Origin of the sequence: Shinella granuli, assembly GCF_004341885.1 — a bacterium.
Classification (GTDB): domain Bacteria; phylum Pseudomonadota; class Alphaproteobacteria; order Rhizobiales; family Rhizobiaceae; genus Shinella; species Shinella granuli.
The window spans coordinates 13,334-30,555 of sequence record NZ_SLVX01000022.1 but is presented as its reverse complement, the minus strand read 5'-3'; the positions used below and the strand labels follow the sequence as shown (position 1 = coordinate 30,555).

The 17,222-nt window shown below is 65.8% G+C and carries 13 protein-coding genes; 11 read left to right on the top strand and 2 right to left on the bottom strand.

The window, feature by feature from the left end:
- The first annotated feature begins 81 nt into the window (after positions 1-81).
- The 4 genes from EV665_RS25130 (at position 82) to EV665_RS25115 (ending at position 6,259) form a co-directional block, all read left to right on the top strand.
- Complete coding sequence (locus EV665_RS25130; RefSeq protein WP_133036146.1) at positions 82-2,256, top strand: dehydrogenase E1 component subunit alpha/beta; 2,175 nt, start codon at positions 82-84, stop codon at positions 2,254-2,256.
- A gap of 45 nt (positions 2,257-2,301) precedes the next feature.
- Positions 2,302-3,900, top strand: a complete 1,599-nt coding sequence (locus tag EV665_RS25125; protein WP_133036145.1) for an ABC transporter substrate-binding protein — start codon at positions 2,302-2,304, stop codon at positions 3,898-3,900.
- A gap of 52 nt (positions 3,901-3,952) precedes the next feature.
- Positions 3,953-5,197 carry an aminotransferase class III-fold pyridoxal phosphate-dependent enzyme gene (locus EV665_RS25120; RefSeq protein WP_133036144.1) on the top strand — a complete coding sequence of 415 codons (1,245 nt, stop codon included), beginning with the start codon at positions 3,953-3,955 and terminating at the stop codon, positions 5,195-5,197.
- Positions 5,198-5,281: 84 nt separating this feature from the next.
- The gene (locus EV665_RS25115) at positions 5,282-6,259 is read left to right on the top strand and encodes an aminotransferase class IV (RefSeq protein ID WP_133036143.1); all 978 of its coding nucleotides are present in this window, start codon (positions 5,282-5,284) and stop codon (positions 6,257-6,259) included.
- Between the two features lie 36 nt (positions 6,260-6,295).
- Here the strand turns inward: EV665_RS25115 and EV665_RS25110 are convergent, their stop codons facing one another.
- Both EV665_RS25110 and EV665_RS25105 read right to left on the bottom strand, forming a co-directional pair.
- A complete protein-coding gene (locus EV665_RS25110; RefSeq protein ID WP_210234672.1) occupies positions 6,296-7,378 on the bottom strand; it encodes a sensor histidine kinase in 1,083 nt (360 codons plus the stop codon).
- 92 nt (positions 7,379-7,470) lie between these two features.
- Complete coding sequence (locus EV665_RS25105; RefSeq protein WP_133036142.1) at positions 7,471-8,715, bottom strand: ROK family transcriptional regulator; 1,245 nt, start codon at positions 8,713-8,715, stop codon at positions 7,471-7,473.
- Positions 8,716-8,876: 161 nt separating this feature from the next.
- Between EV665_RS25105 and EV665_RS25100 the strand changes: the two genes are divergently transcribed.
- From EV665_RS25100 to EV665_RS25070, 7 genes are all read left to right on the top strand, one after another.
- Entirely contained in the window at positions 8,877-10,442 is a 1,566-nt protein-coding gene (locus EV665_RS25100; RefSeq protein WP_245507822.1) for an FGGY-family carbohydrate kinase, read from the top strand.
- A 157-nt stretch (positions 10,443-10,599) separates the two neighbouring features.
- Entirely contained in the window at positions 10,600-11,589 is a 990-nt protein-coding gene (locus tag EV665_RS25095) for a substrate-binding domain-containing protein (RefSeq protein ID WP_064334568.1), read from the top strand.
- A gap of 93 nt (positions 11,590-11,682) precedes the next feature.
- Positions 11,683-12,669 carry an ABC transporter permease gene (locus tag EV665_RS25090; RefSeq protein ID WP_245507821.1) on the top strand — a complete coding sequence of 329 codons (987 nt, stop codon included), beginning with the start codon at positions 11,683-11,685 and terminating at the stop codon, positions 12,667-12,669.
- Entirely contained in the window at positions 12,669-13,436 is a 768-nt protein-coding gene (locus EV665_RS25085) for an ATP-binding cassette domain-containing protein (protein WP_084438725.1), read from the top strand. The genes EV665_RS25090 and EV665_RS25085 overlap by 1 nt, the downstream gene beginning before the upstream one ends.
- A gap of 23 nt (positions 13,437-13,459) precedes the next feature.
- The gene (locus EV665_RS25080; RefSeq protein WP_064334566.1) at positions 13,460-14,491 is read left to right on the top strand and encodes a beta/alpha barrel domain-containing protein; all 1,032 of its coding nucleotides are present in this window, start codon (positions 13,460-13,462) and stop codon (positions 14,489-14,491) included.
- Positions 14,488-15,510 carry a carbohydrate kinase family protein gene (locus EV665_RS25075; RefSeq protein WP_133036139.1) on the top strand — a complete coding sequence of 341 codons (1,023 nt, stop codon included), beginning with the start codon at positions 14,488-14,490 and terminating at the stop codon, positions 15,508-15,510. Before EV665_RS25080 ends, EV665_RS25075 begins: the two co-directional genes overlap by 4 nt.
- Positions 15,511-15,736: 226 nt before the next feature.
- Positions 15,737-16,990 (top strand): ATP-binding protein, encoded by a 1,254-nt coding sequence (locus tag EV665_RS25070; RefSeq protein WP_133036138.1) that lies wholly within the window; start codon positions 15,737-15,739, stop codon positions 16,988-16,990.
- Positions 16,991-17,222 lie beyond the last annotated feature (232 nt).

Below are 17,222 nucleotides of genomic sequence, written 5' to 3'. Positions count from 1 at the left end.
TGCCATTCAACAGAAATCGGAATTTATTTCCATAAACGAGAACAGAGCCCGACGCGGCTCCCCTGCGACCCGAGGATACGAATGGCACGCCAGATACCGCTCGCCCCTTCCGCGCCCTGGTTCCGGCTGGAGCTGGACGAAGCGGACTGGAGCGGGGAGCAGGCACGAGACCTCGTCCACTGGTACGGCCAGATGCTGCTCATCCGCCGGTTCGAGGAAAAGCTGCTCGATCTGGAGAAGGCGGGCCTCATCCACGGCCCGGCCCATGCCAGCATCGGCCAGGAGGCAGGTGCGGTCGGCGCCATGGCCGCGCTCGGTACAGACGACAAGATCAACGGCACGCACCGCGCCCACCACCAGGTGCTGCTGAAGCTGCTCAATCCCTCGGTTCCCGAAGGCTTCGACATCCGCAAGGATGCCTTCACGCCCGGCATGGACGAGGCGATCTACCGTTTCATGGCCGAGATCATGGGCCTGACCCCCGGCTATTGCGGCGGCCGGGGCGGCTCCATGCACATGCGTTTCGCCGGCGCCGGCGTCGTCGGCACCTCGGCGATCGTCGGCGGCAATCCGCCCCATGCGGCAGGTTATGCGCTCGCCGACAAGATGCTCGGCCGCGACCACATCTCCGTCGCCTTCTTCGGCGACGGCGCGGCCCAGAACGGCGCGAGCTACGAGGCGATGAACATCGCCGCCGCGCAAGGCCTGCCGGTGATCTTCTTCATCGAGAACAACCTCTACGGCGTCTCCACGCATATTTCCGACGTGACGCGCGAGACGCGGCTGTCGTCCCGCGGCGCGATGCTCGGCATCGCCGCGATCGAATGCGACGGCATGGATGTCGTCGCCGTGCATCGGGCCATGGTGGAGGCCCGCCGCATCATCCGCGAGACGGGCGGTCCCGTCGTGATCGAGGCCCTCTGCTACCGCCATTTCCATCAATCCGGATCCCGCAGCGGCAGCGATTTCGGCTATCGCACGAAGGAAGAGGAAGCCGCATGGCGTGAGCGCGACCCCATCGCGCTCGCCGAGGCGCGCCTGGCGGCGCTCGGCCTGCTCTCCCCGGAAGAGTTCGCGCAGATCGATGCGCTGGTGACGGACCGGGTCGCGGCAGCGGCCGGAAAGCTGACCGAACCGGTCCCCGGCGGCAACACGCTGCGTATTCCCGACAGCCTCTGGCCGGATCCGGCGACGCACGACCATGGCATTCTGGGCGACCTTTCCGAGCTTGCCGACAAGCGCTTCCTCGACCACGACGACATGCGCCCCGATGCCGTCGAGAAGGTGAAATTCGTCGCCGCCGCCTCCGAGACGCTGGCCGCCGCGATGGCGCGCGATCCGCGCATCATCGTCATGGGCGAGGACGCCCACCAGATGCGCGGCGGCGTCAGCGGCTTCACCAAGGGCGCGCTGGAACGCTGGCCCGAGCGCGTCCTGCCCATGTCGATCGCCGAGAACGGGTTCACGGGCGTCGCCCTCGGCGCGGCGCTCAACGGCTTGCGGCCGGTGGTCGAGATCATGTTCGGCGATTTCTGTTTCACCGCGGCCGACCAGATCGCCAACGGCGTCGGCAAGGTGCGCCACATGTTCGGCGACGGCTTTCCCGTTCCGATCGTCATGCGCGTGCGCATCTCGCCCCATACCGGCTACGGCTCGCAGCATTCCGGCGATCCGTCGGCCCTTTTCGGCCTGTTTCCCGGCTGGCGCATCGTCACGCCGTCGAACGCCTTCGACTATATCGGCCTCATGAATTCGGCGCTTGCCTGCGACGACCCCGTCGTCGTCTTCGAGCATACCGAACTCTACCAGAAGGAATTCGAGGTGCCGGCCGGCGACCGGGACTTCTTCATCCCCTTCGGCTCGGCGCGCATCGTGCGGCCCGGAAGCGCCTGCACGGTCCTGGCGACCTCCGTCATGGTCCAGAACGCGATCAGGGCGACGGAGGAGGCGGGCATCGATGCCGAGGTCATCGACCTGCGCAACATCGACCACCACGGCATCGACTGGCAGCTCATCGGCCAATCCATCGACAAGACCGGCCGGGTCGTCATTGCCGAGCAGACCGCCCGCAGCCTGTCGATGGGCGGCACCTGGGCCGCCGAGATCCAGGAACGCTTCTTCGACTGTCTCGACCACGAAATCCTGCGCGTGACCGGCGGGCTTGCCGCCCCCACGGTCTCGGCCGCCCTCAATCGCGCAGCGCTTGCGACGGTTGCCGACGTGCGGGACGCCTTGCTTCGAATTGCGGAAAAATAGTGGAACAGGGCATCCGCAGCCCGTCAAACTGGAGGTATCCAACCGATGAAACGACTTCTTCCATCGAAATCCAGACTGGCCTTTCTTTCGCTCGCCCTCTCCGCCACGATGCTGGGCGGGGCCATCCAGCCGGCATCGGCCGAGGAGCGCGCGCTGGTGATCGCCCGTGACATGGACGTCAATTCGCTCGATCCGGCCCGCGCCTGGTGCGACACCTGCCAGATCTACAACACCTCCGTCTACGAGCAGCTCGTGACGCTCGACAAGGACAACAAGGTGCAGCCGCTGATCGCCTCGAGCTGGGAGATCAACCCGGAGCAGACCGAGCTGACCTTCAAGCTCGACCCAGCAGCAAAGTTCTCCGACGGTTCGCCGGTCGAGGCGAAGGATGTGAAATGGTCGTTCGAGCGGTTGAAGAACATCAAGGGTAACGGCGCCTTCATCGCCGACCCCATCAGTTCGATCGACATTCCCGACGCGCAGACGGTCGTCGTCAAGCTCTCCGCGCCGAATTCGGAATTCCTCAACCAGGCGTCCGCGGGCTTCCTCGGCATCATCAACAGCGATGTCGCCGCCGCCAACGGCGCGCTGTCGGATGCGACGGCCGTCGACAAGGACACGTCGGAAAACTGGTTCCTGAGCAATTCCGCCGGCAGCGGGCCTTTCGTCCTCGAATCCTACGAGCCGAACGCGGAGCTGCGCCTGAAGCGCAACGAAAATTACTGGCGCAAGGCCCCTGTCATCCCGCAGGTCGTCTTCCGCCAGGTGAAGGATGCCGTGGCGCAGGCGCAGATGCTGCAGTCCGGCGCGGCCGACATCGCCATGCAGATCGATGCGGAAACCGCCAAGACGCTCGAAGGCAGCAATGTGGTGGTGGACAAGGTGCCGTCCTACAATTTCGTCTATATCGCGCTGTCGCCGGGCGCCAAGGCCAACACCGTCAAATTGACGCCAGAGGTGCGTGAAGCCATCTCGATCGCCATCGACCGGACATCGCTGATCGACTTCACCGTCGGCGGCGCCGGCCGCGCGATCGCAACGCCGATCCCGCTCGGCTTCCCGGGCGGCGACAACCACGAGATCCCCGCCTACGACCCGGACCGTGCCAAGGAACTGCTGGCGGCGGCCGGCGTCGGCGACGGCTTCACGCTGAAGTCGATCTATCCGGACATGAACGTCTACGGCGTCGATTTCTCGCTGATGATGCAGAAGATCCAGCAGGACCTGGCCAAGGTGGGCATCACGGTCGAGCTCTCGCCGGTTCCCTTCGCCAACTGGCGCGAAGCGGCCAATGGCGACCACATTCCGCTGACCGCCGTCTTCTTCGCGCCCGACTTCTTCGGCACCTCGCAATATGTCGACGTCTTCGGCCTGTCGGAAGGCTCTGTCTGGGCCAAGCGCGCGGGGGGCGAAACCGATCCCTCGATCATCAGCACGGAAACCGGCAAGCTGCGCGAACAGGCGCTCGCCGCGCCGGCTGAGGAAGCCGAGAAGCTCTGGTTCGAGGCCGGCGAGCTGATGGCCAAGGCCCGGATCATCATCCCGATGGTCAGCCCCGACCTCATCCTGGCGCACAGCCCGGACGTCAAGGGCGTTCGCTACAGTGCCTGCTGCAACCTGCCGCTGGCCGAAATCACGAACTGACCAAGCTATCGGGAGAGGCGGTGCGCCTCTCCCGCCAAGGAGGACACGCAAGATGACAGCGAAACTGCTGAACAGCCGCGACACGGAACTCGTCGAGCGCGCCCGGCGCGTCGTGCCGAACGGCATGTGGGGCCATATGGCGACCCGGGCGATCGCGCCGGGCTATCCGCAATTCTTCTCGCGCTCGGACGGTTGCCGCGTCTGGGATGCGGACGGCAACGAATATATCGACTTCATGTGCGCCTGGGGGCCGAACGTGCTCGGTTATCGCCACCCCGAGGTGGACGCCGCCGCCCTCGCCCGGATCGATGCGGGCGACGTCGGCAACGGGCCGACCGAAAGCATGGTGGAGCTTGCCGAACTGCTCGTCGATACGCTCGATCACGCCGACTGGACGCTCTTCCAGAAGAACGGCACAGATGCGACGACGGCCTGCGTCACCATCGCGCGCGCGGCCACCGAACGCCGCAAGATCCTCGTCGCCCGTGGCGCCTATCACGGCGCCGTTCCGTGGTGCTCGCCGTCGCTGCTCGGCGTGACGGCGGAGGATCGTGCCCATATCATCGTCTTCGACTATAACGATGCCGCCAGCCTCGATGCCGCGGTCGATGCCGCCGGCGACGATCTCGCGGGCGTCCTGCTGACCGCCTTCCAGCACGATGTCGGCAAGGACCAGCACCTGCCGCAGGCCGCCTTCCTCGCCCATGCGCGCAAAATCTGCGACCGCACGGGCGCCGCCCTCATTCTCGACGACGTGCGCGCAGGCTTCCGCCTCGACGTCCGGGGAAGCTGGGCGCGCTACGGCGTCAAGCCCGACCTTGCGGCCTATTCGAAGGCCATCGCCAATGGCTGGCCGCTTGCTGCCGTGGCGGGCTCGGAACGCTTCCGGGAGGGCGCCGGCAAGGTCTTCGTCACCGGCTCCTTCTGGTACGGCTCGGCCGCCATGGCGGCCGCGGTCAAGACCGTCCGGATCCTCCGCGACAGCGACGCCCTTGCGCATACGGAAACCATGGGCGAGCGTTTCCGGGACGGCCTTTCGGCGATCTCCGCCCGGCACGGCTTCAAGCTGCGGCAGACGGGGCCGGCGCAGATGCCCATGGTGCTCTTCGACGGCGACGAGGAGCTGAAGATCGCCAATGCCTTCTGCCTGGCGGCCCTTCGGCGCGGCATCTACCTGCACCCCAAGCACAACATGTTCCTGTGCGCCGCCCATACGCCCGAGGATATCGACCGGGCGCTCGAGGCCGCGGACGGTGCCTTCGGCGACATCGTCTCCGCGGGCATCCTCGCCGCCTGACGATCGCCGTTCGACACCCTGCGCGCCGTCTTGCAGGCGGCGCGCAACGGCGTGTCATGACATCCCTTTTTGGAGGCAGGCATCATGTCCTATACGGACCACATCTTCACGGAGTATCGCCGGCGCGTGAAAGAACTCGAAGCCAGCGACAATCCGTTCGCCAGGGGCATCGCCTATATTGCGGGGGAATATGTGCCGCTGCACGAGGCGCGCATCCCTATCCTCGACCAGGGTTTCCTGCATTCGGACTTGACCTATGACGTGCCGGCCGTCTGGAATGGCCGGTTCTTCCGGCTGGAGGACCATCTCGACCGCTTCGAGAAGAGCTGCGCCCAGTTGCGCCTCAAGAGCCCGCTGCCGCGCCAGGAAATCCGCGACCGGCTCGTCGAGATGACGGTCAAGAGCGGCATCCGCGATGCCTATGTCATGATGATCGTGACCCGCGGCCTGCGCTTCGTGCGCCAGTATGCGCCCGAGGAGTGCGACAATGTCTGCTATCTCATGGTCATGCCCTATCTCTGGGTCATGGACGAGGCGACGCAGAAGACCGGCGGCAGCGCCGTCATCACCCGCACGGTGCGCCGCGTGCCGCCGGGCGCCATCGATCCGACCGTGAAGAACCTGCAATGGGGCGATTTCACCCGCGGCCTGATGGAGGCGCGCGATCGCGGCGCGATGTATCCGATCCTGACCGATGGCGACGCCAACCTCACGGAAGGCTCCGGCTTCAACGTCATCCTGATCAAGGACGGCAAGCTCTATACACCGAGAAAGGGCGTGCTGGAGGGCGTGACGCGCAAGTCGGTGCTCGCCGTCGCCGAAAAGCTCGGTTATCCCTACACGATCGACGATGTGCCGGTGGAACTCGCCTATCAATGCGACGAGATTCTCTTCGTCACGACCGCCGGCGGCGTCATGCCGATCACCACGCTCGACGATCAGCCGGTCGGCGACGGCAAGGTCGGCCCCATCAGCAAGGCCCTCTGGAAGGGCTACTGGGACGCCCATGCCGACCCGGAGCTGAGCTTCGCGGTCGAAGACTATCGCGCCGGCGGCCGCTGACCCTGCCGTGCCGGGATCCCGGAAGGCCCGCAGGGCTCACCCCGTCCTGAACGGCATGGTGAGCGTTGCCCGGAACCGCCCGGGCGCGACATGGCCCGCGGTCAGGGCGGCGCCGGCGGGGAAATGGGTTTTGACGCGATGGGCGACATTGGCAAGGCCGATGCCGAGGCCCTGGCCGGCTTTGCCTGATGCGGCCGTTGCGACGTCGTTTTCCACAGACACGCAGAGCGTCGGCCCGGTCCTGACCGCGCTGACATGAATTTCGGCCCTGCCGGTCGAGGGGCCGACGCCGTGTTTTACGGCGTTTTCGATCAGGGGCTGCAAGATCAGGCTTGGCACCAGCGCGTCTTGGAGTTCGGCCGGTATGTCGATGCGAACGATCATCCTGTCTGAAAACCGCTCCTTCTCGATGTCCAGATATTCCTTCTGCAGGGCCATCTCGTCGGCAAGCCGCAGTTCGCGCAAGGGATCGAGCTGCAATGTCGCGCGCAGGAAGGCCGAGAGCGACATGATCATCCGCTCGGCCCGCTGCGATGCGCCTTCCTCGACGAGGCCGGTAATCGAGTTCAGGGTGTTGAAGAGAAAATGCGGGTTTATCTGATAGTGCAAGGCGCGCATCTGTGCGGCGAGGGCTTCTTCCCGCGAGGCCATCAGCTTCAGGTCCCGGTCGCGCACGTCGATGTGGTTGAGCAGCGCGACGAAGAGGAACGACCAGCCGAAGAAGATCGACATGCGGTAGCAGACCGCATAGCCGTATTCCGTGAGATCGAGCGGTATGACGGCCGGCAGCATGATCAGGCTGTAGAGGTAGTAGTCAAGCAGCGACATGCCCAGGGAACTGCAGAGGGAAAGGAGCAGGCAGGCGAGAAGCTGCACGCTATAGGATTGCTGCCTGATGCGGCTGAGCAGGCAGGCGAAGAGGATTGCCAGGAGAACGAAAACCACCTCGAGGACAAGCTTGCCCATGAATGGCTTGATCGGATTGTCCCCGATGGAGAACCATGTGGGGCTGCTGATCACGAATTCGGCCGCGGCGTAGATGAGGGCCAGGCGCAAGGTCGTCTCGGGCAGCCGGGCGCCATCCAGAATGCCGATGGAGGGGACGGTGATCTCTTTCATGCGCTACCCTGTTGTTCAGCCCGTGGGCCTGTCCGGCTCAGGTTTAATCGGCCGGAAGGGTTCGGGCGAGCGATTTCGGGTGACGGTCCTTTTCAGGGCGCTTGCCGCCGTACGGCCGCCGGCGTCTGCCTGTGCCGGGCGGTGTCGTAGCGCTCCAGCAGGCGGTCGGCCCTTGCGGGCGCGAAAAGATCGTCCAGCAGCAGATATGCTGCGCCGAAAAGCGCGCCGTCCTCGCGCACGGTGGAGAGCACGATGGAGAGATCGCGCGTGGCGAGCGGCAGACAGCGCTGGTAGACGAGTTCGCGGATGCCCGAGAGCATGAGGTCGCCGCCGCGCGCAAGGGTGCCGCCAATGACGATGAGGCTCGGATTGATGATGCTGACGACGTCGGAGATGACTTCGCCGATCGTGCGGCCGGCGGCGCGCAGCAACATCAGCGCCTCGGGCTTGCGCTGTTCGACGAGGTCGATCACGTCGCGCGCGGTCTCGGCGCGAAAGCCGCGGGCGGAGAGGTCGCGGGCGATCGCCCAGCCGGCGGCGCGCGCTTCCACGCAGCCGAACTTGCCGCAGCGGCAGAGCGGGGCGTCGTCGGAAAGGAACTGGATATGGCCGATATCGCCCGCCGCGCCCTGCGCCCCGCGAAACAGTCGCCCGCCGGCGATCATGCCACTGCCCATGCCCGTGCCGACCTTCACGAAAAGCATGTCGTCGACCGCCGGGAAGCGACGCTTGTGCTCGCAGATCGTCATCAGGTTCACGTCGTTCTCGACATAGACGGGCACGTCGAAACGCGCCTTGAGGCGGCCGATGATGTCGAACTCGTCCCAGCCTGGCAGGACCGAAGGACCGACGACGCAGCCGCGCTTGAAATCGACGGGTGTCGGCAGGCTGAGGCTGATGCCGAGGAAGAAGCCATGGGTCCTTTCGGCTTCCGCCGCCAGGGCGTCGAAGGCGTCGCCGATCTGTGTCAGCGTGGCTTCGGGGCCGCTTGCGACGGAGAAGGGCAGTGTCGTCTGGGCAAGGATCGCCGGTGTCAGGTCCATGGCGGCGAGATGGATGTGCGTCTCGCCGATATTGGCGACGAGGAGAAAGCCGCTCGCCGCGTTGATCGCCAGCACCCGGGTCGGCCGGCCGCCGCTCGGCAGGGTCTTTTCCGTCTCGCGCACCAGGCCGCTGGCGAGCAGCGCGTTGAGCCGCTGTGTCACCGTCACGCGCGAGAGGCCCGAGGCGGCGAGCAGTTCGGCCCGCGAGGCGGCCTCGCCGCCCGCGATCAGCGACAGGATGCCGCCCGCGCCGTCAAGCGTTGTTTTCTCGTGCCCCTCGTCCGCGCGCGCCATGCAAAACTCCCGTTTCCGCACCGGTTTAGCGACAAAGGCGGATGAGATAAAGCGTGGAGTTTTGTGGCGACAGATACTTATGTATGATAATATACATAAGATTGCTATTTATGTATGGATTTGTGTATATGGCGTATGACCCCCCTGCGGAGAGGCGCCCAGTGACCACCTATCTCATCGGACTGGACTACGGATCGGAATCGGCGCGGGGCGTGCTGGTCGAGGTCGAGAGCGGGCGGCAGGTGGCGCATCATGTCCATCCCTACCGATACGGGATCATGACCCGGTCGCTTCCGGACGGAACGCCGCTGCCACCGGATTTCGCGCTGCAGAACGCCGAGGACTATACGGAGGCGGCCTTCGAGATTCTTTCGCGGCTGGGGCGCGGGCGGACCGTCGAGGGGATCGGCCTCGGCTTCACCGCAAGTTCGCCCCTGCCCGCCCGGGCCGATGGCGTGCCGCTCTCGCGTCTTTATCCCGAAGCGCCGCATGCCTATGTCAAGCTGTGGAAGCACAACGCCCAGGCCTATGCCGACACGATCAATGCGCGACCCGGCCCGTTCCTCGCCAATTTCGGTGGGCGGGTTTCCGGGGAATGGCTGCTGGCGAAGGCCGCGCAGATCGCCGCGGAGGCGCCAGCGCTCTGGGCGGAGACGGACCGCTTCATCGAGGGTGGCGACTGGCTCGCCTGGCAGTTGACGGGGCGGGAGGCGCGTGGCCTCGGCTTTGCCGCCTACAAGGCGCAGTTTTCCGCGGCGACCGGTTATCCGCAGGACGTCGTGGCGGATCTCGACCGGCGGCTGGCGACGCCGCTCCCCGTCGGCTCGCCCGCCGGGGCGCTGTCGCCGCAATGGCGCGACCTGACGGGGATCGAGGGAGAGGCGATCGTCGCCGTCGCGGTCATCGATTCCCATGTCATGCTGCCGGCGATCGGCGGCGTGACACCGGGCGCCTTCGTCGGCGCGCTCGGCACGTCGGCAGCCTATCTCTATCTCAGCGACGTCTATCGGCCGCTGCCGCCGGGTATCGAGGGCGTCGCCTTCGACGGCTCCATGCGCCAGCTCTGGTGTTATGAGGCCGGCCAGCCGAGTTTCGGCGACACGCTCGCCTGGTTCGTGCGCACCTTTCCGCGTGGGGCGGATAGGGAGGAGAGTTTTCGCGCCTATAACGCCGAGGCGGCGGAACTTGCGCCCGCGGCGGGGCGGCTCGTCGCGCTCGACTGGCTCGGCGGCAACCGCGTGCCCTATGCGGACGGCGCGCTTTCCGGGCTCCTCGCAGGCCTGACGCGGGAAACGACGGCGGCGGAAATCTACCTTGCCTTGATGGAAAGCCTCTGTTTCGGCGCGCGGGCGATCCACGACCTCTTTCCCGCCGGCGGGCTGCCGGCCGAGCGCGTGCTGATGGCGAGCGGCCTTGCCCGCGCCAATCCGCTGCTGATCCAGATCATGGCCGATGTGCTCGACCATCCCGTGGAGGTGCCTGAAATCGCCAACGCCACCGCGGTGGGCGCGGCGATCCACGGTGCGGTGGCGGCCGGAACCGTCGCCACCTACGCCGAAGGCGCGGAGCGGTTCGGTGCGAGGAGCGTCGGGCAGGTCTCGCCGCGGGCTGCCCACGCGCGGCGCTACCAGGTGGCCTATGACATCTATCGCGACCTTGCGGGCAGGGAACATGTGCGCGCCGCCCTTCGCGCGCTGCGCGGGCTGGAAACCGGTCCCGTCGTGTGACGACAATCTTTTTGGATAAAAATATACAAAAGACATGTAATCGCCATTTGACTTTATCCAAAAGAGATGACCTAATCCCCTTGGCCTTTGAGGAGAGGCCGTGCCCGCCAAAAGAGCCGGAGGGGCTCCGCGGCGCCGTTGGATCTGGGAGGATTTCATGTCGCTTCATCGCATTCGCGCATCCGCATATTCCGCCGTCGGGCTCGCGCTCGGTCTTGCGCTTGGCGCAGGCTCGGCGAGCGCCCAGGAGGTCATCGTCGGCCTCGTCACGAAAACCGAGGTCAACCCGTTCTTCGTCAAGATGCGCCAGGCCGCCGAGGCCCGAGCCGCGGAGAAGGGCGTCAAGCTGATCGCCCGCGCCGGCAAGTTCGACGGCGACAACGAAGGCCAGGTCGCCGCCATCGAGGACCTGATCAGCGCCGGTGCCAAGGGCATCCTCGTCACACCGAACAATTCGTCGGGCATGCTCGATGTCATCAAGAAGGCTCGCGAGGCTGGCGTGCTCGTCATCGCGCTCGACACGGCGACGGACCCGGCAGACGCCGTCGACGCCACCTTTGCCACGGACAATTTCGAGGCCGGCGTGCAGCAGGGCGCCTATGCCCGCAAGGCGATGGGCGACAAGCAGGCGGTCGTCGCCATGCTGGACGGCACGCCCGGCGGCACGGTCGACACCTTCCGCCACGACGGTTACCTCAAGGGCTTCGGCATCGCCGAGGGCGATCCGTCGATCGCGGGCGCGGCCATCACCAACGGCGCGCAGGACAAGGGCCAGGTCGGCATGGAGAACCTGCTTTCCAAGAACGGCGATATCAACGCCGTCTATACGATCAACGAACCGGCCGCGGCCGGCGCCTATGCGGCGCTGAAATCCTTCGGCAAGGAAGCCGATGTTATGCTCACCTCGATCGACGGCGGCTGCGCCGGTGTGCGCGACGTGAAGGACGGCAAGATCGCCGCGACCGTCATGCAGTTCCCCTACAAGATGGCCTCCATGGGTGTCGACGCTGTCGTGGAATATGCAGCCTCCGGCACGAAGCCGAGCGGCTTCGTCAACACCGGCTCCTTCCTGATCACCGACAAGCCCGTCGAGGGCCTGGAATCGAAGGATACCGCCTGGGGTCTCGAAAACTGCTGGGGTGACTGATCCTCTTTCTCCCGGCGGGATCGTGCGCGGCCTTGCGTCGCCGCGGTCCCGACCGGGTGATCGGCCGCGCAAAACCTGATGCACGGGATGCCCATGAACACAGCCACCGTTTCCGACGCCGAGACGCCGCGGAGCCTCACGGCCCGCATCCTGGGAACGCCCTCGGTGGGCCCGCTCCTGGTCCTTCTCGGCTTCTGCGTGATCTTCGCGCTGACCAATCCCCGTTTTCTCGCGACCCACAACCTGTCGATCATTTTGCAGCAGACGGTCATCATCGGCGTTCTGGCGATCGGCCAGACGCTGGTGATCCTGACGGCCGGCATCGACCTTGCCGTCGGGGCGATCTGCGTGCTCGGCACCATCGTCGCCGGCAAGCTGGTCAATCTCGGTTACGACCCCGTGCTGTCCATGGGCTTTGCCATCCTGCTCTGCACGGCTGCGGGCCTTGCGGCAGGGGGCCTCGTTTCCGGCCTCAGGCTCCCGCCCTTCATCGTCACGCTCGGCATTCTCGGCATCCTGACCGCCGCGCTGCGGCTGATCTCCGAAGGGGGCGCCTTTCCGGTGCGCGACCCCTTCCTCGCCTGGATGGGCAACACGATGAAGCTCGGTGGCTTCGTGCTGACCTATGGCGTGCTGATCATGTTCACGCTCTATGCCATTGTCTGGTATCTCCTGAACCAGACGAAATGGGGCCGCCACGTCTACGCCATCGGCAACAATGCCGAGGCCGCCCGCCTCGTCGGCATCCCGGTGCGCCGCCACCTGCTCTCGGTCTACGTGCTGGCCGGCCTCATCTACGGCATCGCGGCCTGGCTTGCGCTCGGGCGCATCCCGAATGCGGACCCGAATGCCATGCAGAGCGCCAATCTCGATTCCATCACCGCCGTGGTGATCGGCGGCACCAGCCTGTTCGGCGGGCGTGGCGGCCTCATCGGCACGCTGATCGGCGCGCTCATCGTCGGCGTTTTGCGCAACGGCCTGACGCTCGCCGGCATCGATCCGCTCTGGCAGGACCTCGTGACCGGCATCCTCGTCATCATCGCCGTGGCGCTCGACCAGATGTCCCGGAGGAGGAGCTGATGGCCGACCATTCCCCGCATGTGGTTCTCGAAGCGCGCAATGTGGTGAAGACCTACGGCCATGTCACCGCGCTCGACGGCGTCGATTTCGAGCTGCGCGCCGGCGAGATCCTCGCCGTCGTCGGCGACAACGGCGCCGGCAAGTCGACACTCATCAAGACGTTGACCGGGGCCGTGCATCCGACCAGCGGCGACATCCTGCTCGATGGCGCGCCGGTGCATTTCAAGGGCCCCCTTGACGCGCGCCACGCCGGCATCGAGACGGTCTACCAGGACCTCGCCGTCGCGCCCGCGCTCGACATTGCCGCCAACCTCTTCCTCGGCCGCGAATTGCGCGCACCGGGCCTGCTTGGCAGTCTCTTCCGCCGCCTCGACAAGAAGCGCATGCGCGAGGAGGCGCGCCGGGCCATGGGCGAACTGAAGTTCCGCCTGCCGGCGATCGACAATCCGGTGGAGTCGTTGTCGGGCGGCCAGCGGCAGGGCGTCGCGGTGGCGCGCGCTGCGCTCTTCGCCCGCAAGCTCGTCATCATGGACGAGCCGACGGCGGCGCTGGGCGTCCGTGAGACCGGCCAGGTGCTGGAGCTGATCCGCTCGATCCGCGACCGCGGCCTGCCGGTCGTCCTGATCAGCCACAACATGCCGAACGTCTTCGACATCGCCGACCGCATCCATATCATGCGCCTCGGCCGGCGCGCGGCCGTGGTCACCCCCAAGACCCATTCCATGAACGACGTCGTCGCCATCATGACCGGCGCGGCGACCGCCTGACCCTGTCCCGAACGGAGCAAGACATGTACCGCCTTGACCAGAAGCTCGCGCGCATCCGCGCCGGAAACTACACCCGCAGCGATTTCATCATCGCCGACGCCAAGGACGGCGACATGGGCCCGTCCATCACCTCCTGCGGCCCGAAGCGGGCGAAGGACGGCAGCTGGTCGCGCCATTACACCCGCCCGGAATTCCTGCAGAACATCCGCGCGGTCGTCGAGCAGGACATCGTCGACATCATGCTCACCTCTGCCTCCAACATGGAGGCGCTGACGGATATGGGTGTCTTCCGGGGAAGCGCCGTCAAGCCGGCGATCCGCGCCAACGACACGACCGACGTCTGGGTCTGCCGCGGCGCGACCTATTCGAAACAGCCCTCGCGTCCTTTCCGCACGGCGTCCCTCTCGCGCGTCGCCACCGGCACGATCGACCCCGCGCCCGGCGCGCCGATCACCGGCACGGATCTCGGCCTCTATTCCATCACCTTCAACAACGACCTCGACCGCGACTACGAGGCGCTGGAGGCGTTCCATTGGTTCCGCGAGGATGCGGCACGCAACAATTTCAAGTATTTCCTCGAGGTCTTCAATCCCAATGTGGAGTGTGGAATCGACCCCGAACTGGTTCCCCACTACGTCAACGACGTGATGATGCGGTGCCTTGCCGGCGTCACCAAGGCGGACCGGCCGCAGTTCCTGAAAATCCCGTTCAACGGCGCAAAGGCGCTGGACGAACTCGCCTCCTACGATCCGAGCGTCATCGTCGGCGTTCTCGGCGGCGGCGCGGGCACGACGCGCGACTGCTTCGAGCTTCTTCACCAGGCCGAGCGGTTTGGCGCGCGCGTCGCGCTGTTCGGGCGCAAGATCAATCTCGCAGAAGACCCGCTGGCGATGGTGCGCTTCATGCGTGAGGTCGCGTCCGGGTCGATCTCCCCGTCGGAGGCGGTGAAGGCCTATCACGCGAGCCTTTCCGGGGACGGGATCAAGCCGCTGCGCGAGCTCTCCGACGACAACGTCGTCACGGAAGCCGTGCTCAAGCCGGAAGAGAGCAGATGACTGGCGGACGGCGGGGCGTTCTCACGGGCGGGACCTGGTGCGCGGACTACAACCGCACGGTCAGCCACTGGCCGGGCGAGGACGGCCTCGCCGAGCTCTTCGAGGAGGAGCGCCATGGCGGCGGTTCGAGCTGCAACCTGGCGCTCGACATCAAGCGCCTCGACCCGTCGATCCCCGTCGAGACGATCGGCCTTGTCGGGGATGACGACGACGGGCGCTACCTGAGGGAGACGGCCATTGCCGCCGGCATCGACGCGCGCCAGATGACCGTGACGCCGGACGCCGCCACACAGTTTTGCGACGCCTATGTCTCGCTGCGCTCGCATCGGCGCACCCACATCTTCCATGCCGGAACGGGCGCGCTTTTGACGCCCGATCATTTCGACTTTTCCGGAACGCGCATGCGCTACCTGCATCTCGGCCTGCCGGGCGTGCACCGCATTCTCGACGCGCCCTGGCGGGACGAGCCGAACGGCTGGGTGGCGGTGCTGAAGAAGGCGCGCGCGGCGGGCCTTCAGACAAACCTGGAACTGGCGAGCATCGACCGCGGCCTGATGGCCCGGCTCGTCGCGCCCTGCCTGCCGCATCTCGATTTCCTTATTGTCAACGACATGGAGATCGGCGCGATCGCCGGCGTCGAGACTATCGTGGACGGTGCGTCCGACAAGGATGCCTGCCTGCGCGCCGCGCGCGCGGTCTTGGAGCGCGGCGCGCTGAAGCTGGTCACCGTGCATTGCCCCGCCTTCGCCATCGCCATCACCCGTGCGGGAGAAAGCGCGATCCTACCCTCCATCGCCATTCCCGAGGCGGAGATCAAGGGCGCGAACGGGGCGGGCGACGCCTTCGCCGCCGGCATGCTCTACGGCCTCCACGAGGGATGGCCCCTCGCCCAGTGCCTCGAACTCGCCCATGCCGCCGCCGCCGTCTCGTTGCGCAGCGTGTCGACGACCGGTGCCATGCTGTTCTGGCGCGACTGCCTTTCGCTCGCCCGGCAATGGGGACCGCGTAGCGGCGGCTGAGCATGTCACTCTTCCAGGATGCCTGCGCTCCAGGTAGGATCGCTATCGCTGCGGACCGTTTTGTCGAGGTGGTCGCACGGGAGGGTGGACATTCCGTACGCCAAGGCCGCGCAGGGCCGCCATTTCGTGTCGGAGAGCGGGTGCGGTCAAGTTTGGACGCATTTGGATTTAAAAATGGACGGGAATAGACTTTAAATCAGACGGATTATCCGTTAAGAACGGCCGCATGACCTCGCCCCCCCTGCCCCGCCTCCATATCGAACGCAAGGTTCGCCAGAACGTCGAAACCGCCTTGGCCGATACGCGCGTGGTGCTGATCGCCGGTCCTCGCCAGGCCGGCAAGACGACATTGGCGCGCATGTTTGCCAGTGACGACCGACCGTTCATGACATTGGACGACGCCGGCACGCTCAGTGCCGCGAAGTCAGATCCGATCGGCTTCATACGCGGCATCAGGCGGGCTGTCATCGATGAGGTGCAGCGCGCGCCCGACCTGATGCTGGCGATCAAGGAGAGTGTCGACCGGGATGAGGAACCGGGCCGGTTCCTGCTGACGGGCTCGGCCAATCTGGCGACGATGCCGGCCATTGCCGATTCCCTGGCCGGGCGCATGGCCGTCATCTCCCTTTTCCCGTTCGCCCAGTCCGAAATCCTCTCCACCCCTGGCCGCTTGCTCGATCGTCTCTTTGATGGCGAGGAGCCGGCCACCGGCGATGAGGCCGTCTTTGGCGGTGGCCTGGTGGACGTGGTCTTGAAGGGCGGCTTTCCGGAAGTCCTGCGTCGGTCGACCGCACCGCGCCGAACCGCGTGGCTTGAGGACTATGTGGCGCTTATCCTGGATCGCGACGTGCGCGATATCGCAAATATCGATCAACTCGATCGACTGCCGCGCCTTTTGAACGTGCTCGCCGAGCATGCCGGGCAACTGGTCAACCATAGCAGCTTCGGCGCGGCGCTCGGCCTGTCGAGTGTCACGGCCCAGAAATATGTCGCGATTCTCGAGCGGCTGTTTCTCGTAAGAACGCTTTCGCCCTGGTCGAACAATCGCCTCAGCCGGCTGATCAAGACGCCGAAACTGCATTTCGTCGATACCGGGCTGCTCGCGGCACTGCGGGAAGACGAGGCGGAGCGGCTTGCCCGGGATCGGACGCGGTTCGGCCCCCTGCTCGAAAGCTTCGTCGTCTCGGAGATCCTGAAACTTGCCTCCTGGTCCGAGCGGCGCCTTGCATTCTCGCATTATCGAACCAAGGACCAGGATGAGGTCGATGTGATCATCGAGGATCGTCGGGGCCGCATTATCGGCATCGAGGTGAAGGCTTCCGCGACGGTGAAGCCGGACGATTTCCGCGGATTGCGCCAGCTCCAGGACGCCGTGGGCGACCGGTTCGTCCGCGGGCTGGTCCTGCACGATCATGATCGCATCACCCCCTTCGGGGAGAAATTGCAGGCCGTACCGATTTCGGTCCTGTGGACCATGTAGATCTGGCCGCACGAAGAAAGATCGCCGGCGGCTGCATGCAATTGAAAATGCCGGCTTTTGCCCTGCTGGTCGGCACGGAAACTGCCGCGAGATCATCAGCGCGGCATTGGAAAAACGGCGTGGTTGCGGATGTCCGGCTGTTCCTATTAACCTTTTGTTAACCCTAAACTTCTGGACGGTCCGGGAGAATCGTGTTCTATCTTTGGCGGGCAATGGCCGGCAAACCGGCTTA